The 25,154-nt window shown below is 65.4% G+C and carries 22 protein-coding genes; 13 read left to right on the top strand and 9 right to left on the bottom strand.

Features of this window, described 5'->3' with window-relative positions; translation table 11 throughout:
• From cyoB to cyoD, 3 genes are read left to right on the top strand one after another with little or no spacing between them, the layout of a single operon-like run.
• Positions 1-1,977 carry a cytochrome o ubiquinol oxidase subunit I gene (gene cyoB / locus DVB37_RS22260; RefSeq protein WP_046805163.1) on the top strand — a complete coding sequence of 659 codons (1,977 nt, stop codon included), beginning with the start codon at positions 1-3 and terminating at the stop codon, positions 1,975-1,977.
• A gap of 3 nt (positions 1,978-1,980) precedes the next feature.
• A complete protein-coding gene (cyoC, locus tag DVB37_RS22265; RefSeq protein ID WP_006222595.1) occupies positions 1,981-2,595 on the top strand; it encodes a cytochrome o ubiquinol oxidase subunit III in 615 nt (204 codons plus the stop codon).
• Positions 2,595-2,945 (top strand): cytochrome o ubiquinol oxidase subunit IV, encoded by a 351-nt coding sequence (gene cyoD, locus DVB37_RS22270; RefSeq protein ID WP_046805162.1) that lies wholly within the window; start codon positions 2,595-2,597, stop codon positions 2,943-2,945. The genes cyoC and cyoD overlap by 1 nt, the downstream gene beginning before the upstream one ends.
• Before the next feature lie 144 nt (positions 2,946-3,089).
• On the opposite strand, the gene DVB37_RS22275 is transcribed toward cyoD, so the two are convergent.
• Entirely contained in the window at positions 3,090-5,612 is a 2,523-nt protein-coding gene (locus tag DVB37_RS22275) for an ankyrin repeat domain-containing protein (protein WP_240433958.1), read from the bottom strand.
• A gap of 228 nt (positions 5,613-5,840) precedes the next feature.
• Between DVB37_RS22275 and DVB37_RS22280 the strand changes: the two genes are divergently transcribed.
• Positions 5,841-6,470 carry a nitrogen fixation protein NifQ gene (locus tag DVB37_RS22280; RefSeq protein ID WP_120156794.1) on the top strand — a complete coding sequence of 210 codons (630 nt, stop codon included), beginning with the start codon at positions 5,841-5,843 and terminating at the stop codon, positions 6,468-6,470.
• A gap of 26 nt (positions 6,471-6,496) precedes the next feature.
• Here the strand turns inward: DVB37_RS22280 and DVB37_RS22285 are convergent, their stop codons facing one another.
• Positions 6,497-8,572: a TonB-dependent receptor gene (locus tag DVB37_RS22285; RefSeq protein WP_240434174.1), complete on the bottom strand. Its 2,076-nt coding sequence runs from the start codon at positions 8,570-8,572 to the stop codon at positions 6,497-6,499.
• Positions 8,573-8,771: 199 nt separating this feature from the next.
• Between DVB37_RS22285 and DVB37_RS22290 the strand changes: the two genes are divergently transcribed.
• Complete coding sequence (locus DVB37_RS22290) at positions 8,772-8,987, top strand: SlyX family protein (protein ID WP_120156796.1); 216 nt, start codon at positions 8,772-8,774, stop codon at positions 8,985-8,987.
• A gap of 74 nt (positions 8,988-9,061) precedes the next feature.
• Here DVB37_RS22290 and DVB37_RS22295 read toward each other — a convergent pair whose 3' ends face one another.
• On the bottom strand, positions 9,062-9,877 hold the full coding sequence (locus DVB37_RS22295; RefSeq protein WP_104145616.1) for a class I SAM-dependent methyltransferase: 816 nt from the start codon (positions 9,875-9,877) through the stop codon (positions 9,062-9,064).
• A gap of 223 nt (positions 9,878-10,100) precedes the next feature.
• Here DVB37_RS22295 and DVB37_RS22300 point away from each other — a divergent pair, with 223 nt between their 5' ends.
• Together DVB37_RS22300 and DVB37_RS22305 are read left to right on the top strand one after the other, a co-directional pair.
• On the top strand, positions 10,101-10,457 hold the full coding sequence (locus DVB37_RS22300; RefSeq protein WP_046805157.1) for a DUF4148 domain-containing protein: 357 nt from the start codon (positions 10,101-10,103) through the stop codon (positions 10,455-10,457).
• 180 nt (positions 10,458-10,637) lie between these two features.
• A complete protein-coding gene (locus DVB37_RS22305) occupies positions 10,638-11,018 on the top strand; it encodes a hypothetical protein (RefSeq protein ID WP_052946030.1) in 381 nt (126 codons plus the stop codon).
• Positions 11,019-11,117: 99 nt separating this feature from the next.
• Here the strand turns inward: DVB37_RS22305 and DVB37_RS22310 are convergent, their stop codons facing one another.
• Together DVB37_RS22310 and DVB37_RS22315 are read right to left on the bottom strand one after the other, a co-directional pair.
• Positions 11,118-12,416: an ArgE/DapE family deacylase gene (locus DVB37_RS22310; protein ID WP_046805156.1), complete on the bottom strand. Its 1,299-nt coding sequence runs from the start codon at positions 12,414-12,416 to the stop codon at positions 11,118-11,120.
• 35 nt (positions 12,417-12,451) lie between these two features.
• Positions 12,452-13,771 carry an MFS transporter gene (locus DVB37_RS22315; RefSeq protein ID WP_120157603.1) on the bottom strand — a complete coding sequence of 440 codons (1,320 nt, stop codon included), beginning with the start codon at positions 13,769-13,771 and terminating at the stop codon, positions 12,452-12,454.
• Between the two features lie 177 nt (positions 13,772-13,948).
• On the opposite strand from DVB37_RS22315, the gene DVB37_RS22320 reads away from it, so the two are divergent.
• Positions 13,949-14,929, top strand: a complete 981-nt coding sequence (locus DVB37_RS22320) for a LysR family transcriptional regulator (protein WP_120156797.1) — start codon at positions 13,949-13,951, stop codon at positions 14,927-14,929.
• Between the two features lie 267 nt (positions 14,930-15,196).
• On the opposite strand, the gene DVB37_RS22325 is transcribed toward DVB37_RS22320, so the two are convergent.
• Entirely contained in the window at positions 15,197-17,497 is a 2,301-nt protein-coding gene (locus tag DVB37_RS22325; protein ID WP_120156798.1) for an NADP-dependent malic enzyme, read from the bottom strand.
• 126 nt (positions 17,498-17,623) lie between these two features.
• Here DVB37_RS22325 and DVB37_RS22330 point away from each other — a divergent pair, with 126 nt between their 5' ends.
• On the top strand, positions 17,624-18,592 hold the full coding sequence (locus DVB37_RS22330; protein WP_046805149.1) for a LysR substrate-binding domain-containing protein: 969 nt from the start codon (positions 17,624-17,626) through the stop codon (positions 18,590-18,592).
• 137 nt (positions 18,593-18,729) lie between these two features.
• On the opposite strand, the gene DVB37_RS29005 is transcribed toward DVB37_RS22330, so the two are convergent.
• Positions 18,730-19,221 carry a hypothetical protein gene (locus DVB37_RS29005; protein WP_371683084.1) on the bottom strand — a complete coding sequence of 164 codons (492 nt, stop codon included), beginning with the start codon at positions 19,219-19,221 and terminating at the stop codon, positions 18,730-18,732.
• A 143-nt stretch (positions 19,222-19,364) separates the two neighbouring features.
• Here DVB37_RS29005 and DVB37_RS22340 point away from each other — a divergent pair, with 143 nt between their 5' ends.
• The 3 genes from DVB37_RS22340 to DVB37_RS22350 all read left to right on the top strand — a co-directional run bounded on the left by DVB37_RS22340 (position 19,365) and on the right by DVB37_RS22350 (position 21,909).
• The gene (locus DVB37_RS22340; protein WP_240433959.1) at positions 19,365-19,841 is read left to right on the top strand and encodes a hypothetical protein; all 477 of its coding nucleotides are present in this window, start codon (positions 19,365-19,367) and stop codon (positions 19,839-19,841) included.
• Positions 19,842-19,911: 70 nt separating this feature from the next.
• A complete protein-coding gene (locus DVB37_RS22345) occupies positions 19,912-20,736 on the top strand; it encodes an AraC family transcriptional regulator (RefSeq protein ID WP_120156800.1) in 825 nt (274 codons plus the stop codon).
• Between the two features lie 279 nt (positions 20,737-21,015).
• Positions 21,016-21,909 carry a DMT family transporter gene (locus DVB37_RS22350; RefSeq protein ID WP_120156801.1) on the top strand — a complete coding sequence of 298 codons (894 nt, stop codon included), beginning with the start codon at positions 21,016-21,018 and terminating at the stop codon, positions 21,907-21,909.
• Here the strand turns inward: DVB37_RS22350 and DVB37_RS22355 are convergent.
• Complete coding sequence (locus tag DVB37_RS22355) at positions 21,896-22,444, bottom strand: MarR family winged helix-turn-helix transcriptional regulator (protein WP_371683085.1); 549 nt, start codon at positions 22,442-22,444, stop codon at positions 21,896-21,898. The genes DVB37_RS22350 and DVB37_RS22355 overlap by 14 nt on opposite strands.
• 377 nt (positions 22,445-22,821) lie before the next feature.
• Here DVB37_RS22355 and DVB37_RS22360 point away from each other — a divergent pair, with 377 nt between their 5' ends.
• On the top strand, positions 22,822-24,225 hold the full coding sequence (locus DVB37_RS22360) for an MATE family efflux transporter (RefSeq protein WP_162941269.1): 1,404 nt from the start codon (positions 22,822-22,824) through the stop codon (positions 24,223-24,225).
• Here the strand turns inward: DVB37_RS22360 and DVB37_RS22365 are convergent.
• A complete protein-coding gene (locus DVB37_RS22365; RefSeq protein ID WP_120156803.1) occupies positions 24,146-25,108 on the bottom strand; it encodes a LysR substrate-binding domain-containing protein in 963 nt (320 codons plus the stop codon). The two genes, DVB37_RS22360 and DVB37_RS22365, sit on opposite strands and share 80 nt — an antisense overlap.
• Between the last annotated feature and the right edge of the window lie 46 nt (positions 25,109-25,154).

Below are 25,154 nucleotides of genomic sequence, written 5' to 3' on the forward strand. Positions count from 1 at the left end.
ATGCTCGGGAAACTCACCCTCGAGGCCATTCCGTACCATGAACCTATCGTCATGGTTACGCTGGCCGCCGTGTGCCTGGGAGGCCTAGCGGTCTTCGGCGCCATCACTTACTTCGGCAAGTGGAAGTACCTCTGGACGGAATGGTTGACCTCCGTCGACCACAAGCGCATCGGCGTGATGTACATCATCGTCGCGCTGATCATGTTGTTGCGCGGCTTTGCCGACGCCATCATGATGCGTACGCAGCTGGCGGTAGCCTCCGCCGACTCGGCCGGCTTCCTGCCACCGCACCACTACGACCAGATTTTCACCGCCCACGGCGTCATCATGATTTTCTTCATGGCGATGCCCTTCATTACCGGGCTGATGAACATCGTGGTGCCGTTGCAGATCGGCGCCCGCGACGTGGCTTACCCGTTCCTGAACTCGCTGAGCTTCTGGCTGTTCGGCGCCGGCGTCGCGCTGATGATGATCTCGCTGTTCGTGGGCGAATTCGCCGCGACCGGCTGGCTTGCCTATCCGCCGCTGTCAGGGCTGGATTACAGCCCAAGCGTCGGGGTGGACTACTACATCTGGGCGCTCCAGATATCCGGGTTGGGCACAACGCTTAGCGGTATTAACTTCATCGTGACCATCCTGCGCATGCGCGCACCGGGCATGAGCCTGATGAAGATGCCGATTTTCACGTGGACCTCGCTGGTCACCAACGTGCTGATCGTCGCCGCCTTCCCCGTCCTGGCCGCCACGCTGGCGCTCTTGACGATGGACCGCTACCTGGGCACGCACTTCTTCACGAACGACATGGGCGGCAACGTCATGATGTACGTGAACCTGATCTGGATCTGGGGTCACCCCGAGGTCTACATCCTGGTGCTGCCGGCGTTTGGCGTGTATTCGGAAGTGGTTGCCACCTTTGCCCGCAAGACGCTGTTCGGCTACAAGTCCATGGTCTACGCCACGGCCGCCATCGGCGTGCTGTCGTTCCTGGTCTGGCTGCACCACTTCTTCACCATGGGTGCGGGGGCCAACGTCAATGCCTTCTTCGGCATTGCGACAATGATTATCTCGATCCCGACGGGCGCGAAGATTTTCAACTGGCTGTTCACCATCTACCGCGGCCGCCTGCGCATCACGACGCCGGTGCTGTGGACGCTGGGCTTCATGATCGTCTTCGTCATCGGCGGCATGACCGGCGTGATGCTGGCCATCCCCGGCGTGTCCTTCGTGCTGCACAACAGCTTGTTCCTGATCGCCCACTTCCACAACACCATCATCGGTGGCGTGGTGTTCGGTTGTATCGCGGGCATGACCTACTGGTTCCCGAAGGCGTTCGGCTTCACGCTGAACGAGCGCCTGGGCCGCTACTCGTTCTACTGCTGGTTCGTCGGTTTCTTCATGGCCTTCATGCCCCTGTACATCCTGGGCTTCAAGGGCATGACGCGTCGCCTAAACCACTACGACAACCCGGAATGGCAGCCGTACCTGCTGGTCGCGCTGGCTGGCGCCGCGCTGATCATGCTGGGCATCTGGTTCCTGTTGCAGCAAGTGTTCGTGTCGGTACGCCAACGCAAGCAAAACCAGGACGTCACTGGCGATCCCTGGGATGGCCGCACCCTGGAATGGTCGATTTCGTCGCCCGCTCCTTTCTACAACTTTGCCCACGTTCCTCACGTTGATGAGCTGGACCAGTTCTGGGAAGACAAGCAAAGCGGCAAGGCCTACAAGCGCCCGGCCAAGTACGAAGACATCCACATGCCGAAGAACACCGGCGCTGGCGTCTACATCGGCTTGTTCGGCCTGGTCATGTGCTTTGCGCTGATCTGGCACATCTGGTGGCTCGCCGCCGCTGGTTTCGTCGGCATGATCGGTTCGTTCATCGCCCGTGCCTACGACCGCGACGTCGATTACTGGGTCCCGGCCGCGGAAGTCGAACGCATCGAAAACGCTCACTTTGACAAAATGCAAAAGGCCGCCTGAGCCATGATTCAAGCCGTAGCCACTCACCCCCACGCGGGTCACGACGATCACGCGCATCATGACGATGGATCCAAGACCGTTTTCGGTTTCTGGGTCTATCTGATGAGCGACTTGCTGATCTTTTCGGTGCTGTTCGCCACGTTCGCGGTGTTGTCCAACGCCACCGCGGGCGGCCCCACGGGCAAGGAATTGTTCGACCTGAAGTTCGTGCTGGTCGAAACGCTGTTGCTGTTGTTCTCCAGCTTCACCTTCGGCATGGCCAACCTGAACGTGCACGCCAACAACAAGTCCCGCGCAATGGGCTGGTTGATGGTCACGTTCCTGTTCGGCGCGGGCTTTATCGCGATGGAAGTCTGGGAATTCCATCACCTGATCACGGAAGGCGCCGGCCCGGGCCGCAGCGCTTACCTGTCGGCGTTCTTCACGCTGATCGGTACGCACGGCCTGCACGTCACCTTCGGCCTGATCTGGATCATCGTCCTGCTGGACATGATCCGCCGCCATGGCCTGGACTCGATCAACAAGCGTCGTCTGGCGTGCCTGAGCTTGTTCTGGCACTTCCTGGACATCGTCTGGATCTGCGTCTTCACCTTCGTCTATCTCATGGGAGCCATCTGATGTCGCACTCCGCTGCGGCCGCACACGGCCACGACGATCACGCCGCCGACCACGGCAGCCTGAAGTCCTACATCATCGGTTTCGTGCTTTCGTTGCTGCTCACCTTCGGCTCGTTCGGCCTGGTGATGCACGGCGCGCTGTCGCACACCATCACCATCGTCGGCGTCGTTGCCCTGTGCGTGCTCCAGTTGCTGGTGCAACTGGTGTACTTCCTGCACATGGGCGCGTCGAAGTCGGCACGCGACAACCTGGCCGCGTTCGTCTTCACCGTGATGATCATCGCCATCATCGTCGGCGGGTCGGCATGGGTGCTGTACAACATGAACGTCAACATGGGCCACGCCATGTAAGAACGGTTTGCCGATGACGCTGCCCGTCAGCGTTCACGCAAAAAAACAGGCGCCTTCGGGCGCCTGTTTTGTTTTGAAAGTGCGGCGTGGAAAATGCAGACCGGCGGCGGCAGCGCCCTGGCTACCGAGGCTCGGGCGCCCTGGCTACCGGGGTTGGGGCGCCTTTACCGCCAGCGTCACGTTGGCGCGCGCGGCCAGGTCGCGGGCGCTGATTCCCACGAACGGCTGTACGCGCGACGTCTGGTTCAAGTCGCAACTGGCCGCGCCTTGCGCCCCTTCCAAGACCTGCCGCACCGCGCGTGCGCCCGTCGGGCTGATCGGGCCGCTATTGCCCAGCTGCCACGCCAGCACATCGGCTACCGCCATGCCGCAGCGCCACTGGGTGCGATACAGGCCGGCGTCGTGGTCTATCAGCATCCTGGCCTTGGCCTCGTTGCCCGCGCGCAGCATGATCACCAGCGGCAGCGCATCGGCATCCGCAACGCCATCGATGCGCGTGTTCGGGTCGCTTCTGTCCGACGCGTTGGCGCCCTTTTCCAGCCATTGTTGATACAGGTCGTCAGGCAGCCAGGGCAGCCCAAGCGGCGCGATGTTGTTGTTGGCGATGCCCGTGGCGTCGTCCGGGCGCGTCAACGGCACGCCGGCGGCCAGCAAGCGGTCGGCGGTGGCGCGCAGCTTGGCGCGCTGGCCGTCCCAGTCGGGGCTGTTCTGCTTGATGGCCGCGCGGATCTCCAGTTGATTCCACACGCCCAACAGGCGCGACAGCGGCTCCGGCGTCAGTGCTTGATACGGCGGCTTGGCCGCTTGTGCCAGCAGGTCGACCAGCGTCGGCTGCATCGTGCGCGCGGCCAGCGCCAGCGCCTCGTCCATGCCGTTGCGATCCGGCGTCTTGTTCGCGCTGTAGCCGCCCACGGCCGGGTCCGCCCCGTGCGCCAGCGCAAAGCGCAACCGTTCAGGAATCGGATACACCACCGTCGGGGTGAACTCGCCGCTGATAGCGTCGCGCAGCGCTTCCAGCAAGGGCGTTTCCCACATACCGCGATTGCCGTAGTACATGCGCACATAGGCCGCGTTGATGTCGGCGCCCTTGGCCAGCAGCGCCTCCGCAAACCACAAGGTCTTGGGGCTTTGCATCGCGGCGTGCAGCACCGACCGGCCGCTTTTGTCGTGCGCGTTCGGGTTGGCGCCCTTGGCCAGCAGGTAGCTAAGCGTTTCCTTGTCTTCGCTGGAATACGACACGCGGCGCATCAGCAATGGCATGCCGCTGGAGTCCGGCACATCCAGCGGCGCGCCCGCCGCGATCAGCGCGTCGGCCAGCGCATAGCGCTGCTCGGCCGGGCGGGTGTCGCGGGCGTCGGGCAACGCGGACGCCAGCAGCACATAGCCATTGTTTGGCCCATCGGCACGCGCCCCCGCCGCCAACAGCGCCCGCACAATGTCCAGCTGCTTTTGCGAGACGGCCACCGCCAGCGCGGACCGGCCGTGTTCGTTCTCGCCGTTCGGGTTCTGGCCGGCCGCCAATTCGGCGCGCACCGCGTCCAGATCTTCGGCCTGGATCGCCTTGAAGATCGCCAGGCGGGGCCGGCAGCTCTTTGCGTCAAGCGGCGCCGTTTCCTTCAGCGCCGCGCTGATGCGGGCGGCGATGTTGGCGGGAATGGCGTCGTTGGCCGCCAGCCGGCGCGAGCAATACAGGCGGTAGTCCTCGCGCGCAAGCGCTTCGAAATAGTCGCGCCGGTCGCGCGCTTTGGTGCTTTGTCTCCAGCGCGCATCGGCACGGTTCAGATAGGCTGCCGTGCGCGCCGGATCACGCCGCAAGACCTCGGACAAAATGCGATCGGCCTGTTCGGTGTCGCCGGATTCGGCCAGCCAGAACCCGTAGTCGTTCAGCGCCGTCAGCATCTCGGCGTCTTCATTGTTGGGGTCAATTTCGCGGGGGTCCTGTTCCATGACAAAACGGCGCAGGTCGGCCAACGCGCGGTTGAACTCCGCCGTCTTGGCGCGCGGGATGGCGCGCGCCACTTGATGCAGCGTGCGGAAGGTAGCGGTCACGTCCACCGGCGCGCGGTATTCAAACCGCAGGTCGGCCGGAAACGCCTTCATGCGTACGGGATAGTCGGTCAGGGCGGGCCGCAGCGTGGCCAGGGCCTGCGCGCGGCGTTCATCTGTCCAGGGGCGGTCGGCCGTTACCACGGCCAGCCTGGCATCGGCCAGCACCGACGCGGCCACGCCGCTTGCGTCGACCAGGAAGCCCTGGGCTTGCGAGTCGTCATCACCGTTATAGGACACGCCTACCCAGTACAGGGTTTCCCCGTTGCGCGGTGACCGGACCACCACGTTTTCCTGTCGAGATGCGCTCCATCTGGAAGAATCGATCACCAGCGGCTGGGACCGAAATTCCAGGCTGAATGTCTTGGCGTCCGGCCGCAAATACCGATACAGATAGAGCCGGTTTTCCATCTGCCCGACCAGTACCGCGTCCTTTACGTTTTCTGCTCCCCAGACGCGGCGTTCCGGGTCGCGCAGCGGATAGCGCGACAGGCGCACGGCGTCGATGACCGCACCGATGTCGTAGGCGGCGGCCGGTGGCGGCGCTGCCGACAGGCCCGCCAGCGCGATCAGGACGGCGCCAAACAATCGGGAAACAGCGGGACGGAAGCGGCTCGGCATGCTAGGGGAAACCCGGAAAGTGCAAGGACGCCGATGATACTCGCGAGCGCCACTTTGCCTCTGGGCAAGTGCGTCTTATTGATCACTTGGCGTCTGCACCGTTCGGGTATGTCCTGAGACCATTTTGTCCACAATATCGCCGGCCTGTCATGGCTTTCGATATATATTTCGCAACATAACGACTTCATTAACATCAGAATTACTTTAGCGATTACCGCTACCCCCGCCATGGACGCTGTGCTGACTTCTTCCCCCGCCCAGGCCGACATTTCCGTGTCGGTGCAGCGGTTCGCGCGCGCCCTCTTGCACCACGCGCCACCCGGCCATCCCGACGCCGGCTTTTTCGCCACCGTCATCGGTACCAGCCTGGCGCACCACGATCTGGCGCGCAGCGGCCTGAGCCCGGACGAGATCGCGGACCTGACGGACCATCTTTTTCCGGGCGCGCTGCAATCCGAAGACGCCCGGCTGGCCGCGTTTGTCGAGCAATACGCCGTGTACGCGGTCCACGGCCGGGGCGATCCGCAACCCGGCTTCACCTTGCTGATGCGCGTGTTGCTTGAGGCCTATCGCGCCCCCGACCTGGGCACCACGGCCTGGGTCACCGGCGTGCTGGCGCACGCCTGCCTGCGGCCCGACCACCTGTGGCGCGACCTGGGTCTGGCCGGCCGCGAAGATGTCACCTTTCTGCTGGCGCGCCATTACCCGGGCCTGGTGATGCGCAATACGCGCAACCTGCGCTGGAAAAAATTCCTGGCCTATTCGGCCTGCGAGCATGCTGGCCTGCCGCCGTCGGCCGCGCCCGGATGCCCGCAATGTGAAGACCACGGCATCTGCTATTCAAGCGCGCCTGACTGACGCCGCGCCACGGCTGCGCGGCATCGTCAGAAGCGATACGTTGCGCCGAGCCCCATGCCCACGCTGCGCCCGGCGGCCGGCTCGTAATAGCGGCCGTTGCTTTCGTTGACGATCACCGACCCGACGTACTTTTTGTCGAACAGGTTGTCCACACGCGCGTAGGCATTCAGTTCCCAGGCGTTGATTTTCTTCACGTAGCCCGCGCTGATGGCGGCAACGAAATAGCCTGGCGCGTCCTGATCATTGGCGTCGTTCACGTAGATCTTGCTTAACACGCGCCCTTCCACCGACGCCTGCCAGCCTTGCGGCGGCGCCCACGCCAAGGACGCAAACAAGGCTTGCCGCGCGATGCCCGGTATCTTGTTGCCCGCGCGGATGCCGCCCGTGCCGTCGTCGGCGTAACGCGCGTTCAGCCAGGTATAGGCCAGCTGCGTGCGCCAGTGCGGCGCATGTTCGCCGGACCAACCCAGTTCCACGCCGTCGCGCCGTGTGCGGCCCGCATTCTGATAGCTGGTGCGCCCGCCGCTGCTGCCAGCCGACACGATCTCGTCTTCCGTGCCCGTGTGAAACACCGCGGCGGTCGCCAGGCCGCCTGCCACGCGCGCCTTCACGCCCGCCTCCAGGTTGGTGCTAAGCGACGGCGCCAAGCCGAAGTTCAAGCCGGGCTGGCCACCGGGGCGGTACGAGATTTCGTTCAGCGTGGGCGTTTCAAATCCGCGCCCGTAAGACGCGTACAGGCTGACATCGTCACTGGCTGCATAACGCACCGCCGCCATGGGCAGGGCCTTGCGATAGCGCGCGTCGCCGCTGTCGTCGCCATTGCCGGCAGCAAGGTAGTGGTCGTTGGAATCGAAGCTGACCGTGCTGTAGCGCAGGCCCGCGTCCAGGGTCCAGCGCGGCGCCACCTTCCACGACGCCTGCACATAGGGGTCGGCGTTGTACACGGTGTTGGTTTCGTTGCGCCGCAACGCGCCTTGCACGCCCAGGGTCGGGTTGGCTACCGAGCCGGTGAAGTTCTGATAGCCCTTGCGGTCTTCCTGCATGGCATCGTAGGCAAAGCCGCCAACCAAGGTCAGCGCCCGGCCGCCGACATCAAGCTCGGACGTCCAGCGCACGTCCGCGCCGCCGTATTCGCGAGCCAGGTCGATGACGCCGCCCGCCTGCGTGGGCGCCAGTTGTACGGCGGGGGGAATTGACTGGTACTGCCTCGTGTCGCGTTGGCCGTAATACGCCATCACGCGCAACGTATTGCGTCCGTCCACCTGCCGCTCGTAGACCACGCCGCCCTGGGTCTGGCGCACCGTTTTCCGGGTGTCGTACTGCTCGGCCAAGGGCGCGGCGCGGGGGTCATCCTGAAACTGCTGCCAGGTCAGGCCCAAGGGGTCCTGTGCTTTCAGGTCGACGCTGTTCAGCACGATGGTCAGCCGGCTGGCGTCGTCCAGCTGCAAGCCCAGCTTGGCGTTGGCCAGGTTTTTCCGCGCCGCGCTGTGGTCGCGATAGCCATCGGTGGTGAAGCGGCTGACGCTCACCACGTAGTCCAGGGCGCCCACGCCGTCGCCCTCGCCCTCGCCCCCGCCAGTGACCCCGCTGGCCAATGCGCCATAACGCCATGTGCCAAAGCTGGCCCCCCACCCATTGGCCGACAGGGACGGCGGCGCCGCGCCATCTTCGGTGTACGCCTGGATCACCCCGCCCGACGAATTGCCGTACAACGCCGAGAACGGCCCGCGCATGACTTCAACACGGGCCAGCGACGCGATGTCGATGTTGGACGTCTGCCCTTGGCCATCGGGCATCGTGGCCGGGATCCCGTCTACGTAAAGGCGCACGCCGCGCACGCCAAACGTGGACCGCGCGCCGAAGCCTCGACTGGATATCTGCAAGTCCTGGGCATAATTCTGGCGGTTCTGGATTTGCAGACCGGGCACGCCCGCCAGCCCTTCCGACAGGTTGATGCCGGGTTGGCGCTGGCGCATCACCGCGCCGTCGACCACATCCACCGACGCCGGCGTGTCCAGCACGGACGTGCCCAGGCGTGTGCCTGTCACGACCACCGGCGCCAGGGTCACGTCCACCGTCTGTCCCCAGGCGGTGTTGACCATGCCCGCCACCAGCGAGCCCTGCATCAGCCACTGCAAGCCCCGCCGCAGCCCGCGCTGCCCGTGCCCGCGCGTAGCGCCTTTTGCTTGCCGCCATGTGCAACGCCCCGCCTGGTCCGTCACCGATGTCTCCCTGTATAAAAGCCTGAAAGATCCCGTGTTCCGTTGGAAATCCGCGGCAGGAAAGGGTCTAATAGCCGCCATGGAACCCATGCAAGACATAGAACGCCGCCTGCAAGAGCTGGAAATCAAGTCCAGCTTTGCGGATGATCTGTTGGAACAACTGAACCAGATTATCGTCCGCCAACAACAGCAAATAGAGCGCCTGCAGCGCGAGGTGGCCGACCTGCGCCAACAAGCCCCTGAAGGCGCCGCGCCCTTTCGCAGCCTGCGCGACGAACTACCGCCGCACTACTGACCGGTACTGCTGGACGCCTTTGCGCGCCTTCGCGCCCCTGCACGCCCTGCACGCCCTGCACGCCCCTGCTCGCCTCAGTAACCGTAACGCAGCAACCTGCCCAGCTTGCGCAGCAGCGGCACACGCCGCATCAGCCACACGCCCACGCGTGCAGGCCCGCTGAACCGCGCCCATTGCGCGCCGGCCTCTTCGTACACCCACTGTTCGGTGCGCAATCGCAGACCCGGCACCTGCGCTTCGAGCACCTGCGCGTCCTCCAAGTTCCACCGCATCGGCGCGCCGGTCGCGCGGAACATGGGGTTGCGCGAGGCCAGCGCCAGCCCCAGCCGTGAGTAGGCGTCGAACACGATCTCGCCCGAGGGAAACTGCGTGGTGATCACCCGCAGCAAGTTCAGTACCTGCGCTTCGTGCAAATACAGCAGCAGCCCTTCGGCCACCACCAGCGTCGGCTTGTCCGTGGGAATGCGCGCCAGCCAATCCAGTTCGGCCAACGACGTACCCAGCAATTCGCAGCCTGGCCGGTCGGGATAGACGGCGCGCCGCAGCGCGATCACATCGGGGTAATCCACATCGAACCACCCTACGCCGGGTGACGGGTCCACCCGAAATACCCGGCTGTCCAGCCCGCATCCCAGATGCAGCACCGTGGCGTCCGGGTGTGCGGCCAGGAATTCCCGCACCCAGGCATCCAGCGTGTACGCGCGCATGGACAGCCCGATCATGGCGTCGCGGCTCATGCGCAGCGCGGCGAAATCATGGTCGATACGCGCCACGGCCTCGGCCGCGTACCGGTCCTGCAACAACGATCCAGGCAGGCGGCTTTCCGCTGCCTTGGCGTACAGCGTGATCAAGAGCGTGGCTCGTACACCGGTAAGCCGGACCTGTTCCATGCGGGCTCCTCTAAGACGCCTGGGGGGACGCTATGGCTTCCATAAATGGAATAAATCGGAAAATCGAACGATATTCTTCCATTGATGGAAATATCTTTTACGGATATCCGGGTTTATCCCTACCCGGGATCGGCGCAGAATTCAGTCATCGGGAAACAGCAACGAACCACGACGGATAGGCCGCCTGATTCGCACCCAAGGCTCTTGAAATCGGAGATTTACCATGAAGAAGACCCTAGCTACCGCATTGATGTTGTCCTTTGCCGCCCTGAGCGCCGGCGCCTACGCATCGCAAAACATCGAACCCAACAACGTGCCGTTCCAAGGCGTTTACGGCACGCAGTACGAAGGCCCGACCCGCGCGCAAGTGCAGGCCGAACTGGCCGCCGCCAAATCCGCTGGCCTGGTGACCAACGTGGAACCGAACAACGTGCCCTTCCAGGGCGTTTACGGTGCCCCGCAATCGGGCAAGACCCGCGCCGACGTCCAAGCCGAACTGGCTACCGCCAAGGCTGCCGGCCTGGTCTCCAACGTTGAGCCCAACGACATGCCCTTCGCCGGCGTCTACCACGGCAACTGATCTGGCTGACAACGCCTGACCACGCCTGACCACGATTACCCCCTCCCTGTTGTACCTTGGCCGCCTTGAACCAGGCGGCCTTTTTTTGCGCGGCAACGTGCGTGGCAAACGCAACGCGTTCGCGTACTATCGGCTCCAGTGCCAGCAAGAAAATCTGACTCATCAGACAGGGAGCCTATCTTGAGATACACCCGCGTTCTCGCCGCCTTGCTCATCGCAAGCGGCATGTCGGCAGCCGCCGTCGCCGCACCGCCGGTGATGCTGAATAATTCTCTCATCACGCAGATTCCCAACGGCGACCGCACCTCGTTCCACGAAGCCGTCGCCCAGGCGCTGAACCAATCGGCCGACGGCCAGCGCACCGAATGGACCAGCAAGACCCAGCCCAAGCGCGCCGCGCCAATCACCGTACAACTGACGCCCACGCAAACCAGCAAGATCAAGGACGACCGCGTCTGCCGCTTCCTGGTCGCCGACTTCGCCCGCAGCAGCACCACCGAGAAATGGCAATTCTGGTTCTGCAAGCAACCGGACGGCACCTGGAAGGCCAGCAGTACTTGATGCGGAGTTGATGCGAGCGCTTGCCCAAGAAAATGGCCCCACCGGGGCCATTTTCATTCGTGCCACGCTGAGGAGCACGCGACGTGAGTGCGCGTTACCTCACTCCCGCACCCCACACCATTGCGCAATGAACAGCGCGATGGTCTTGGTGATAAGGCGTACCGATTCCAGGTGCACGCGTTCGTCGAAGCCGTGGATGTCCAGGGACTTGGGGCCGTAGACCAGGGTGGGCATGTCGCCGTAGATGACGAAAACGCGGGCGTCCAGGTAGCCGGGCGTGGTGAAGCTTTGCAGCTCGCTTTGGAAGGCCTGGCGGTGGCATTCGCGCAGGGTGTTTTCCGCGTCGGAGCCTTCTTCCAGCACGTAGCCTTCGGCGTAGAAGCCGGTGTAGGTGACGGCTGGCGGTGTTCCGCCCAGGCGGGGGTCGGACACGGCGTCGCGCAGGCAGGCGTCGATTTCGGCGCGGGCTTCGTCCGCCGTCGTGCCGGGGTAGATGGCGGCGCGCACGTCGAATTCGCACCAGGGCGGCACGGTGGATGGCCAGTCGCCGCCTTCGATCTTGCCGATGTTGAAGTTGATGGGGTGGTCCAGGTGTTCAAAATGGCGGTGGCAATGATGCTGCCCGTTCCACTTGGTTTCCAGCTTGCGCAGCGCTTCGATAGTGGCGTAGGCGGCGTCGATGGCGTTGAAGCCGTTGGCCATTTCGCGCGTATGGGTGGGGTGGCCTTGCACGCGGACCTTGAACCACAACACGCCCACGTTGGCGCGCACCAGCATGTTTTCTTCGGGCTCGGGGATGATGACGGCGTCGGCCTTGTAGCCGCGCAATAACGCAGCCAGCGCGCCGTTGCCCGTGCATTCCTCTTCCACCACGGACTGGAAGTAGATCGGCGCCGCGGGTGCGTAGCCGGCCGCGCGCAGGGCGTCGTAGGCGAACAGGTTGGCGGCCAGGCCGGCCTTCATGTCGGCGGCGCCGCGTCCGTACATCCAGCCGTCGATGATGGCCGGGTCCCAAGGGGATCGGCTCCACATGTCCTGCGGGCCCGTGGGCACCACGTCCACGTGGCCGTTCAAGATCAGCGAGCGGCCCGTCTGCACGTCGGGCCGGTAGGTGCCGACCACGTTGAAGGCGTTTTCGTACGAGACGGTGACGGGCCCGAAGCCCGGATGCGATTCGATGTCCTTGACGTCGATCTTCCAGCGGTCCATCGCAAAGCCGCGTTGGCGCATCGCCTCGTACAGGAAGTCCTGTGCCGTGTGCTCTTGCTCGCGCAAGGACGGAAAGCGCACCAGCTCCTGCGTGAAGGCCAGTTGCGCATCAAAGCGGTCATCGACCGCCTGCAGAATGCGGCGCGTCTGTTCGGCCGTCAACGCGGCGGGGGCTTGGGTGGTGTCCATGAAGTCTCCTTGAAGAGGAATGTTGAGCGCCCGGCCTACGCGGCCGGCGTGACGGTGCGAGCGCTGGCCGCGCGGCGCGGCTGGTGGTTGGCCAAGCCCCAAATCGACACGAGCGTAATGGCCGACAGCGCGGAATAGAACAGCGCCAGCGGCAGCCACTGGCCGGGATATTGGTGCGACAGCCAGGTGCCGATCAACGGCGTGAACCCGCCGGCAACGGCCCCGCACAATTGGTACGACAGCGAGATTCCCGAATAACGCACATGGGTCTCGAAGGCCGCGCTGATGAAGCCGGCCATTGCCGAATAGATGGTTGCCATGAACACCAGCACGATGGCGATGCCGGCCACGATGCTGAGCGGCGTGGCCTGGCTGACCAGCATGAACATCGGGTACGGCGCCAACACCGAACACGCCGCCGCGATCATCAGCACGCGCGACGTGCCCAGCGATTCGGCGAACCAGGCGGCCAGCGGCTGCACGATCAGCTGGATGATGGCGACGGCGAACAGGCAGTCCAGGATCATCGCGCGGTCCAGGCCCAGCGTTTGCGTGGTGTAGGCCAGCATGAACGTGTTGGTGAAATAGATGCCGCCGATGGCGACGGTGCACACGCCCATGCACAGCAGCACGGTGCGCCACGCAGTGCGCAGCACTTCGCGCGCGGGCACTTCGGACGTTTCCTGCTTCGCCAGCACCTTGGCGAAGTCGGGCGATTCGCTGACCCCGATACGGATGAAGTAACCCACTACCAGCAGCACGGCGCTGACCAGGAACGGGATGCGCCAGCCCCAGGCCAGGAAGTCGGCCTCGTCCAGCGTCGTGATCAGGCGGAACGCCACCAGCGACAGGATCAAGCCTGCCGGGCTACCCAGCTGCGCGAAGGATGCCGCGAAGGTGCGCCGCCGTTGCGAGGCGTGTTCGCCTGCCATCAACACCGCGCCGCCCCACTCGCCGCCCACCGCCAGGCCCTGCGCCAGGCGCAACACCAACAGCAGCGCGGGCGCGAGCATGCCGGCCTGCGTGTAGCTGGGCAGCAGGCCGATGCCCACGGTTGCCACGCCCATGATGACCAGCGTGGCCATCAGCGCGTTCTTGCGGCCGACGCGGTCGCCCAGGTGGCCGAACACCAGCCCGCCCAGCGGCCGCGCCAGAAAGCCCGCCGCGAAGGTGCCAAAGGACGCCATCGTGCTGACGAACGGGTCGGCGGTGGGAAAGAACACCTTGCCGAACACCAGCGCGGCGGCGGTGGCGTAGATGTAGAAGTCGTACCACTCGATGGTGGTGCCGATGAAAGCCGCGGCGGCGGCGCGCACCGGTTGCCTGGCGGCGGATGGATGGGCGGGGGCCGACATGATTTCTCCTTGGGATTTTTTGGATTTGATGGCGGCTTTATCGCCCGCGCCCGTGGGAGCGGTCAATTTCTGATTTCTTATCATTGACTTAAGCAGGATTAATGTTCGGATATCATGTCCGGGCATTGCGCCTTCGCCTCCACCGCGCCCCACCAAATCGTTACCGATCAATGTGTTATGAAAGATAAATCGATTCTTCCCACGACGATTACGCGCGTGGGCGATCGCCTGGACTGGAACCTGCTGCGGACTTTTCTGGTCATCGCGCAAGAGCGCAGCATTAGCGGTGCTGCTATCAAACTGCACCTGACGCAGTCAGCGGTCAGCCAGGCGTTGCGCCGGCTGGAACAGCAGCTGGATCGCCGCCTGATCGAACGGCATCACTCCAAATTTGCCATCACGCGGGCCGGCGAAGAGGTGCGCCAAGCTGCGCTGGCCATTCACGGCAACGTGTCGCAACTGGTCAGCGACGTGGCGCAGGCCGAGGAACAAACCGTGGGCCGCATCCATCTGCTGGTGGCCAGCCGCATTCATTCGGCGGTGTATGACGATTTCTGGGTGCGCTTTCATCGGGCGCACCCGCGCATAGAAGTTCAGCTGGACGTGTTGCCCAGCAGCGAAATCGTGAACGTGTTGCAGCAGCGGGGCGCGACGGCGGGCATCGCGCTATGCCGACAGATTCCCAAGCGGCTGGACCACAAACTGTTCCTGCAACAGCGCTACGCGATGTTCTGCGGCAAACACCATCCGCTGTTCGGGCGCGCGGACATCCGCATGGAAGATCTGCTGAACGAGAATTTTGTCTCGTTCGCCAGCGACGCCCTGGGCGACAGCCTGTCTCCGCTGACGATCTTTCGTGACCAGCGCGGGTTCTCGGGCAGCATCATTGCAACGTCGTCACAGCATGACGAGGTCAAGCGTCTGCTGGTGGCGGGCTTTGGCATTGGCTGCCTGCCGGAACACAGCGTGCAGGCCGATCTTGCCGAGGGCCGCTTGTGGCGGCTGCCGCCGGGCGAAGGCGTGTGCGCGGCGGACCTGCATCTGCTTTGGCACGGGGACGCGCACCGCAGCGCGGCCGAAGACCTGTTCATTGCGGCGTTCCGCGACCATATCGACAACTATTCGCTGCCGCAGCGGCTGCTGCCACATCTGCCTTGAGCCTTGGCGTGGGGGTAGCGCGGGGTAGCGTTGGGGGTGGCGGCCAGCTTGCCTTCGGGGTGACGTCCGGCAGGTGCCGGCGCGCCGTTGAAGGCATGAAAAAAAACGCCCCGAGCCGCCGCGCGTAAGGCGGGGGGTCGGGGCGTCGGTTGCTGGCATTGGTTGCTGGCGTTGGTTGCTGGCGTTGGTTGCCGGCAATGGTCGCTAGCGTTGATTGACGGCGTTGACGATGGCGTTGATTGCAGCCACGCGCGAAACGCCTGCGCCTCAGGCCGACGTTTCGACGCGGTTGGCGTCCAGCACGGTCATTGCCGTCATGTTGATGATGCGGCGCACCGTGGAGCTGGACGTCAGGATGTGCACCGGAGCGTTCGCGCCCAACAGGATCGGGCCGACCGCCACGTTGCCGCCCGCGGCCGTCTTGAGCAGGTTGTAGGCGATGTTGCCGGAATCCACGTTCGGGCACACCAGCAGGTTGGCTTCACCTTTCAGCGTGGACGACGGCAGGATGCGCATGCGCAGCGCTTCGTCCAGCGCGCAATCGCCGTGCATTTCGCCGTCGATTTCGATCTCGGGCGCGGCGTCGCGCACCAGCTCCAGCGCGCGGCGCATCTTGGCGCCCGACGCGGAACTGCCCGTGCCGAAATTCGACCGCGACAGCAGCGCCACCTTGGGCGCCAGATTCATGCGGGCCATTTCCTGCGCCGCCATCACCGTGAACTCGGCGATCTGCTCGGCCGTGGGCTCATCGTTGACATGCGTGTCCACCAACACCACCGTGCGCTCGTTGAGCAGCAGGATGTTCATCGCGGCATACACGTTGGCGCCCGGACGGCGGCCGATCACTTCGTCCACAAAACGCAGGTGGTCGTGGTAGGCGCCCACCGTGCCGCAGACCATGCCGTCGGCATCGCCCAGGTGCACCATCATTGCGCCGATCAAGGTCAGGCGGCGGCGCATTTCCACGCGCGCCATTTCCTTGGTGATACCGCGCCGGCACATCAGTTCCCAGTACGTCGTCCAGTACTGATGGAAGCGTTCGTCGTATTCAGGGTTGGTCACTTCAACGTCTTCGCCCAGGCGCAGGCGCAGGCCGAATTTCTCGATGCGCGACAGCAGCACGGCGGGGCGGCCCACCAGAATCGGACGGGCCAGGCCTTCGTCAACCACGACCTGCACCGCGCGCAGCACGCGTTCGTCTTCACCTTCGGTGAACACGATGCGCGCCTTGCCGCCGCCGCGCACGATGCGCTTGGCGGCCGAGAACAGCGGCTTCATGAACGCGCCCGAGTGGTACACGAACTGCTGCAACTGTTCTTCGTAGGCTTCCAGGTCGGCCAGCGGACGCGTGGCAACGCCGCCGTCCATCGCTGCCTTGGCCACGGCCGGCGCGATGCGCACGATCAAACGCGGGTCGAACGGCTTGGGGATCAGGTATTCCGGGCCGAACGAGATGTCGTAGGTGCCATAGGCGGCCGCAACGACTTCGTTCTGCTCTTCTTCCGCCAACTGGGCAATGGCGTACACGGCGGCCATTTCCATTTCACGGGTAATGGTGGTGGCGCCCACGTCCAGCGCGCCCCGGAAAATGTACGGGAAGCACAGGACGTTGTTGACCTGGTTCGGGTAGTCGGAACGGCCGGTGGCCATGACCACGTCGTCACGCACACCATGCGCCACTTCCGGCAGGATTTCCGGCGTGGGGTTGGCCAGCGCCAGGATCAGCGGGCGCGTGCCCATGGCCGCAACCATTTCGGGCTTGAGCACGCCGCCGGCGGACAGGCCCAGGAACACGTCGGCGTCCTGAATCACTTCAGCCAGCTTGCGGGCATCGGTCTTTTGCGCGAAACGCGCCTTGTCCGGGTCCATGAGTTCGACACGGCCTTCGTAGACCACGCCTTCAATGTCGGTGACCCAGATATTTTCCAGCGGCAGGCCCAGGTCCACCATCAAATCCAGGCACGCCAGGGCAGCAGCGCCCGCGCCCGAGGTCACGACCTTGACCTTCTTGATGTCCTTGCCCACGACCTTCAAGCCGTTGATGAACGCGGCCGATACCGTGATGGCGGTGCCGTGCTGGTCGTCGTGGAACACGGGAATCTTCATGCGCTCGCGCAGCTTGCGCTCGACGGTGAAGCATTCCGGCGCCTTGATGTCTTCCAGGTTGATGCCGCCGAAAGTGGCCTCCAGCCCGGCAATGATCTCGACCAGCTTGTCCGGATCGGTTTCATTGATTTCGATGTCGAACACATCCAGGCCGGCAAACTTCTTGAACAGCACCGCCTTGCCTTCCATGACGGGCTTGGAGGCCAGCGCGCCGATGTTGCCCAGGCCCAGCACGGCTGTGCCGTTGGTGATCACGCCCACCAGGTTGCCGCGCGCGGTGTAGCGGTAGACGTTGGCCGGGTCGGCCACGATTTCTTCACAGGCAGAGGCAACGCCCGGCGAGTACGCCAACGCCAGATCGCGTTGGTTGACGAGCGGCTTGGACGCCACCACTGAAATCTTTCCCGGGGTGGGAAACTCGTGATAGTCCAATGCTGCCTGGCGGTCGGAGGGCGAATTCATGCGGCGGTAGCCTCGTGTGGCGAAATAAAAGGGTGACGTGAATATGGGAAAAATTCTAGGCGCGCAGACATAAGGTGTTGATTCGGATTTAATATCGTCCCATTATCTTTACCTTATGACGTGTCTATGACGGCCTTTGACCCGGATGCGGTAATCCGGAAACTGACCTCGCGGCTGAAGATGCGCCACCTGATGCTGCTGTTACAGATCGAGCAGCACGGATCGCTGACCCGCGTGGCCGAACACATGGCCACCAGCCAGCCCGCCGTGACCAACGCGCTGGCTGAACTGGAAAGCATGTTCGACGTGCCGCTGTTCGACCGCTCGGTGCGCGGCATGACGCCCACGCCGCTGGGCGCCGTGGTGCTGGCGCGGGCGCGTGGGCTGGTTCACGACCTGGGCCATCTGGTGCAGGAAATGGAAGCGGTGGCGGCGGGCCATGCCGCCCATCTGCACATCGGCGTCATTCCGTTTGTGTCGGGCCAGATGCTGTCGGCGGCCATTGGCCGCACCTTGCCGCAAGGCCGGCGCATTACCGCAACCATCCACGAAGGCCAGGGCCCCGCGCTGCTGCGCCAGCTGCGCGACCACACGCTGGATGTGGTGGTGGGCTGGGCCACGCCGTCGGTCGACCTGAGCAATATCGATTTTGAAGTGCTGTACCACCAGCAGCCCCGCCTGATCGCCAGCCGGCGCCTGGCGGCGCGGCTGGGGCGGTCGCGGCTGGAATGGGAGCGGTTGGCCGACCTGGACTGGATTCTGGGCACGCCGGGCAGCCCCATCCGGGACCAGGTGGCGGAGATTTTCCTGCGTGCGGGGGTGGCGCCGCCGCCGCCATCGGTGCAAAGCGATTCGTCCAAGCTGATCGGCGAAATGATTGTGGCCAGCGACCGCGCCGTGTCGATCCTGCCGGCCGATATCGCCGACGAATTGGTGCGGATCGCGGGCGCGGCCATCGTGCCGTATTCGTTTGACTGGACGCTGCCGCCGATCTCGCTGTTCACGCGGGCCGATGGCCTGCGGCGCAACGTGGACGCGCTGTTCGCATCAAAGCTGCGCGAGGTCTACACCAAGGGCGCGCGGCCGGGGAATTGACGGGAGGCCTTGAAGCGGGCGTTTGTCGACAAAATTGTCAACCAATGCAAACGTTGGCCCGTGCGCGGCCACCCCGATCCTATACTTGCGGCGCCAAGATTCATGCAGGAGGCCGCCGCTTGTTCCCCACCCCGCCCTCACACGCGCCGCGCCGCGCGTTTGCCCTTGCCTTGATTGGCCTTGCCGCATCCGCCGCGCTGTCCGGCTGCAATTCGATGCTTAACGAAGGCACCGGCGCGGCCGCCGGTATCGCGGGCACGGCCATTGCCAACAAAGTTACCGACAACGCCACCGTGGCCACCGGCATCGGCCTGGGCGTACAGGCCGGGGCGAAAGCGGCCCTGGCCTACGCGCAGCGCAAGACGCGCGGCGAAGAGCAAGACGCCATCGCCACAGCGGCCGGCGCGCTGGATGTAGGCGCCGTGGGCCCGTGGCGCGTCAAGCACCAGATCCCCATCGAAAGCGACGCGCAGGGGCAGGTTGCCGTCAGCCGCTTGATCGGCGGCGTCGGGCTGCAGTGCAAGGAAGTCGTGTTTTCTATCGACACGCCAGCCGATAAGCCTGCCGATAAATCCCCCGACCAATCCGCCGATAAGGCCACCAACAAGGCCGCCAACAAGGCCACCCACAAGCCCTCCAACAAGGCCGAGGACGAACTCGCGCGCGAGTTCTACGTCACCACCATCTGCCGCGACGGCGCGCAGTGGCGCTGGGCCAGCGCCGAGCCGGCCACGGCGCGTTGGGGGTCGTTGCAGTGATCCGGCGTGTTTGTGTGTTGGCGCTGATGGCCGGCGCCCTGTTGTCCGGCTGCCAGAGCTCGTCAATCGGCGGGGCCACGGGCGCCGTGGTCGGCACAGTCAGCGGCGCGGCCACGGCCAACCCGGTTGCGGGCTACGCCATCGGCGTAACCGTGCAGGCCGCCGTGGACGCCACGGTGAAATACGTGCTGCGCGAATGGAAGAACGATCAACAGAACGTGATGGCCAACGCGGCGGGCGACCTGCCGATCGGCCAGATCCGCCACTGGCAGATCCGGCATGCGCTGCCCGTGGGAAACGAGAACGGCGGCATCCAGGTGGTGCGCGATATCGCCACGCCACTGACCCGCTGCCGCGAAGTGCTGTTCACGGTCGAGCAGGAAGACGCGCCCGCCCCCGCCTACACCAGCCTGATCTGCCGCCAGCAAAACGGCCAGTGGAAATGGGCGGCGGCCGAGCCGTCGGTGGCGCGCTGGAACGGCTTGCAATAGGCTTGATCGCGTCGGGATCGGCAAGCGATACTGGGCCACCGCCACGCGCCCAGCCCCGCCCTATCCGTCCATGCCTTCCGGTCAATTCCAGATGCAGCGCAGCGTGCTTGCCGGCGTGCAGGCCGTTGCCGCGCGCAGCCGCCATGCGTTCGCGCGGCATACGCATGATCAGTTCGGTATCGGCGTGATGCGCCAGGGCGCGCAGGTGTCCCACAGCGGCCGGGGCCAAGTCACGGCCGGCCCGGGCCACGTCATTACCGTCAACCCCGGCGAAGTGCACGACGGCGCGCCCATCGGAGACACGCCGCGCGCCTGGCAGATGCTGTACCTGGACCCGGACGTGGTGATGGACGCCGCCGGCCAGCTTGCCGAAGCCGGCGGCTTGGCCGCCGCGTACGAATTCGTCTACCCGGCACGCGACCAGCCCCACCTTGCCCGCGACGTGTTGCGCTTGTACGCGCACGCCATCGGCAGCCCTGCCCCGCTGGCTAGCGACGCGTTATTGCTGCGCATCCTGATGCAGGCGCACGGCGAGCGCGCGCCCGATTTGGCGCCGGATGCGCGCGCGGGTGTTCCCGCTTGCATCCGCCATGCGCAGGGCCTGATCGACGACACCCCCGCCGCCGTGCTGTCGTTGGCCGACCTTGCCGCCGCCAGCGGACTCAGCCGCTATCAAGCGCTGCGCGCCTTCACACGCGCCACCGGCATGACGCCGCACGCCTATCAGATACAACGTCGGCTGCTGTTGGCGCGGCAGCTGATCCGGCGCGGCATGACGCTGGCCGACGTCGCCGCCGCCAGCGGCTTTGCCGATCAAAGCCACATGACGCGGCTGTTCGCGCGCGCCTACGGCGTGTCGCCCGGCCATTACGCATCAGCGGCCCGCGCCGCCTGAGGCGGCAGTGGCGTTTCATTCAATGAAATTGGATTCAAGGGCGGCCACTGCCGCGCGAGGCGGCGGCGCAATCTTGCTCAGGGCGGCCCCTGCCGCGCGATGCGGTGGCGCAATCCTGCTCGGGGCGGGGCACTGCTGCCCGATGCGGCAATGCACGCTCGTTCAAAGCAGACCTCTGCCGCCGATACCGCCCTCCTACTGACCCAGCCCTGCAATTTCGTTCAAGACCGCCTGCGCGCGTCGGCCCATGCTGCGGTTTTCTTCAGCAAGGACGGGGCAATGAACGCAAGGGACAGGTTCCAAGGCTATGGCTTTCTGGCGGCGGCCATGGTGCTGGTGGGCAGCACGGTTGTGGCCAGCAAGATCATCGGCGCCGGCATGCCGCCTTTTACCGCCACCGCCTTGCGCTTTGCCCTGGCGCTGCCGTGCTTTGCGGTGTTGATGGCCGGCACCGGCGCCCGCGTGCCGCGCCTGGGCCGACGCGACTGGATGCTGCTGGCCGCACAAGCCATTGCCGGCAGCGTGGGCTACACGACATTGCTGATCGCCGGCTTGCAGCGCGCGTCGGCGGTGGACGGCGGCATCATCCTGGGCACGCTGCCGCTGGTGTCCGCGGGCATCGCGATGCTGCTGCTGGGCGAGCGGCCGGGCAAGGCAACATTGGGCGCGATTGCCGTGGCCGCTGCGGGCGTCGCGCTGATGGCGCGGGGCGGTGGTAGCGCGGACACGCCCGCGTCATGGACCGGCAACGCCCTGATTCTGGGCGCGGTCGTGTGCGAAGGGCTGTTCATCCTGCTGAACAAACGCTTGCACGTGCCCGTGCCGCCGCTGGCGCTGTCGACGGTGATGGCCGGGTTTGGACTGGCGTTTTCGGCGCTGGCCAGCGTGACCGAAGCCCCGTGGTCGCTTACCTTTTCAAGCAGCGCGATGATGGCCGTGGGCTACTACGCGCTGGTCCCCACGGTGGGCGGCTTCCTGCTTTGGTATGCGGGCGCGGCGCGCGTGCGCGGCGCGGAAGCGGCGTTGTTCACTGCGTTGGCGCCGACGTGCGCCGTGCTGCTGGCGGCAACGGTACTGGGCGAAACGGTGACGGCGGCGCAAGCGTTGGGCATGGGCTGTGTGCTGGCCGGCGTGCTGTGGCAGGCGGTGGCCGCGCGCGCTAGCCCCGGCTGAAGGCCAGGGCGAAGTCCTCGGAAAAAATATCCGCCAAGGCATGCCGCAATGCGGCCGCGCGTTCGGTGCCGTAGGCCGCTTCAAAACGGCGCTGCGCATCCTTCCACAAGCGTTTGGATTCCGCCAGCTTGGCCCGGCCCGCGTCGGTCAGCGCCACCCGGCGGCTGCGGCCATCGCGTTCGTCGCGCGAGGTTTCCACATAGCCGTCGCGCTCCAGCGGTTTCAGGTTGTGCGCCAGCGCGGACCGGTCCAGCACCAGCGCGCGCGCCAGGTCGGTCATGGACGGGGTGCCGGCACGGGCGATGTGCACCAGGATGGAATGCTGCGACACCTTCAAACCGCAAGGCGCCAGCACCGTGTCATACAGCTGCGAGACGCGCCGGGTCGCCTTGCGCAAGGCGGCGCCGTTGCAGACGAGCGGGTCGGGGATCGGGCCGGAGGTCTGGCCGGGGGTCTGGCCGGGGGTCTGGCCCGGGGCAGCGCCGGGGGTCGGGCCGGAGGTTGGGCCGGACGTGGCGGGTTCAGCGTCGGACATGTGCGTGGCAAACGGGCAGGCAAAGTGGATCGGGCAAGCTCAATACGCTACTGCCGGGAACGGCCGGCGTCCAGCGCATTGTTGACAGATATTGGCATATGCACGTAAATTTTATCCCACCTCGTGACACGCCGAGGCAGCGCCTTTGCCGTGTCTTCGTAGCGCCTTTGGCGTGTCTTTCGTAGTGCCTTTGCCGTGTCTTCGTAGCGCCTTTGGCGTGTCTTTCGTAGTGCCTTTGCCGTGCCTTTCGTAGTGCCTTTGCCGTGCCTTTCGTAGCGCCTTTTACCGTGTCCTCCGTCGTGCCTTTGCAGCGCCCCCTTTCGCCCCTTTCGCCCCCTACTCCGCCCTAGCCATCGCCCCCCTTCCAGCCGCCAACCATGTCAGCGACTCCCCCGCCACGCCCTGCCAACGCGCGCTTGCAAGCGATGCTTCATGCGCCCATTGCCCCCACGCTGGCCCGCCTGGCCTGGCCGAATATCCTGATGATGTCGGCCCAGTCCGCCACCGGCCTGATCGAAACCTGGTTCCTGGCGCGGCTGGGCACATCGGTGCTGGCGGGCGTGGCGCTGGTCGTGCCGGTGCTGTTCCTGATGGGCAACATGTCGCAAGGCGCGATGGGCGGCGGCATCTCGGCCGCCGTGGCGCGCGCGCTGGGCGCAGGGCGCCAGGAAGAGGCCAACCAGTTGGTGCTGCACGCCGTCGTGCTGAACGCGTTGCTGGGTCTGCTGTTCTGTGTACTGCTGTTGGTCTTCGGCCCGCAACTGTATCGCGCACTGGGCGCGCAGGGCGAAGCGCTGGACGCGGCGCTGGCGTACTCCAATGTCATCTTTGGCGGCATCATCCTGATGTGGTTGATGAACGCCTTTGCCAGCGTCATACGCGGCACCGGCAACATGCTGGTGCCCGGCGCGGTGATCTGCGGCGGCGCGCTGTTGCTGGTGCCCTTGTCGCCCTGCCTGATCTTCGGCTGGGGGCCGTTTCCCGCGCTGGGCGTGGCGGGTGGCGGCTGGGCGCTGGTCATCTACTACGGCGTGGGCGCGCTGATCCTGGGCGTCTACTGCGCCAGCGGCCGCAACCCCGCGCGGCTGGTCATCAGCCGACTGCACCTGTCCCTGATGCGCAGCATTCTTAACGTGGGCGCACTGGCCACGTTGAATCCGCTGCTGACAAACGCCCAGGTAGCGCTGATTGCCGCGTTGGTCGGCGCCTATGCCGGCACGGCGGCGGTGGCCGGCTACGGCATTGCCGTGCGGCTGGAATACCTGCTGATGCCCATCGCGTTCGGGCTGGGCGCGCCCATGGTGGCGATGGTGGCCTCCAACATCGGCGCGGGGCAGCCCGAGCGCGCCGTGCGCATCGCGTTGACGGGCGGCGCGATGGCTTTCGTGCTGGCCGAATCCATCGGCCTGGCAGCGGCGTTTTTCCCGGAAGCCTGGCTGCGATTGTTCGGCGCCGAAGACCACATGCTGCAAGCCGGCGCCCTTTACCTGCAAACGGTCGGGCCGGTGTATGGATTCTTTGCGTTGGGGTTTTCGATGTACTTTGCCTCGCAGGGCGCGGGCCGGTTGAAGTGGCCGCTGTTGGCCGGTTGCCTGCGCCTGGTCACCGCCGTGGGCGCGGGCGGCATCGCCCTGCACCTGACGGGGTCACTGACGGTTTTCTTCCTGGTGGCGGCCGTGGCAATGTGCCTGTACGGGCTGATCATCCTGGTCGCGATCGCGTCAGGCTCGTGGTTTCAGCGCGGCCATCTGCCAAAGGCTCGCCCGCTGGCGGGGTCTTGACGGGCGCGTTGCGCAACGCGTAGGACACCAGCGCATCCGCGTATGCCGGCAGGGTGTCGCGCACGCACAGCACCAGATCGCGCGTGGCCCAGTCGTCCGCCAGCGCCACGCGTTGCACGCCGGCCGTCCTGCCCAGGCGCACGGCGGCGGCCCGCGGCACGATGGCAATGCCCACGCCCCGCCCCACCATCTTGCACACGTCGTCAACGCCGCGCAGGCGCACGCGGTACGACAGCATCTTGCCGCCACGGCGCGCGTGATGCGCCAAATGTTCTTGCAGCGCGCTGCCTTCAATCAGCCCCACGAAATCCGCGTCAGCCACCTCGGCCAGCGTGACCGAACGCCGGTTCGCCAGCGCATGGCCGCGCGGCACCACCAGGGTCAGCGGATCGTGGCGGAAGACGCGCGTGTGCAGGCCCTGCAAGTCAGCCGAATCGGCCAGCACGCCGATGTCGCAAGCGCCCGCGCGCAGCGCATCGGCAATTTCCACGCTGGTGCGTTCTTGCAGGTCCACCGAGACACGCGGATGGTCGCGCAGAAAATCGCCCAGTACCGGCGGCAGGTGCTCGGTAAGCGCCGTGGTGTTGCACAGCACGCGCACGTGCCCTTTCAGGCCCTGGCCGTAGTGGTCAAGTTCGCCCCGCATGCGGTCGATTTGCCCCAGCACGACACGCGCGTGATGCGCCAGCGTGCGTCCGGCGGGCGTGGACTCGACCCCGCGATGCGCGCGCAGCAACAGGGCGACGCCCAACGTGCCTTCCATGCCACGAATGCGCTCGCTGGCCGACGCCAGCGTCATATGCGTACGCTGCGCGCCGGCGGTAATGGAGCCGGTTTCGTATACGTTCAGGAATAGACGAAGGTCGGTCAGGTCGAATCGCATTCGGGCAGCGTAGCACGCACTGCCTATGGTGCAGCCATAGGAAGGC

Origin of the sequence: Achromobacter sp. B7 (assembly GCF_003600685.1) — a bacterium.
Lineage (GTDB): Bacteria > Pseudomonadota > Gammaproteobacteria > Burkholderiales > Burkholderiaceae_B > Achromobacter > Achromobacter spanius_B.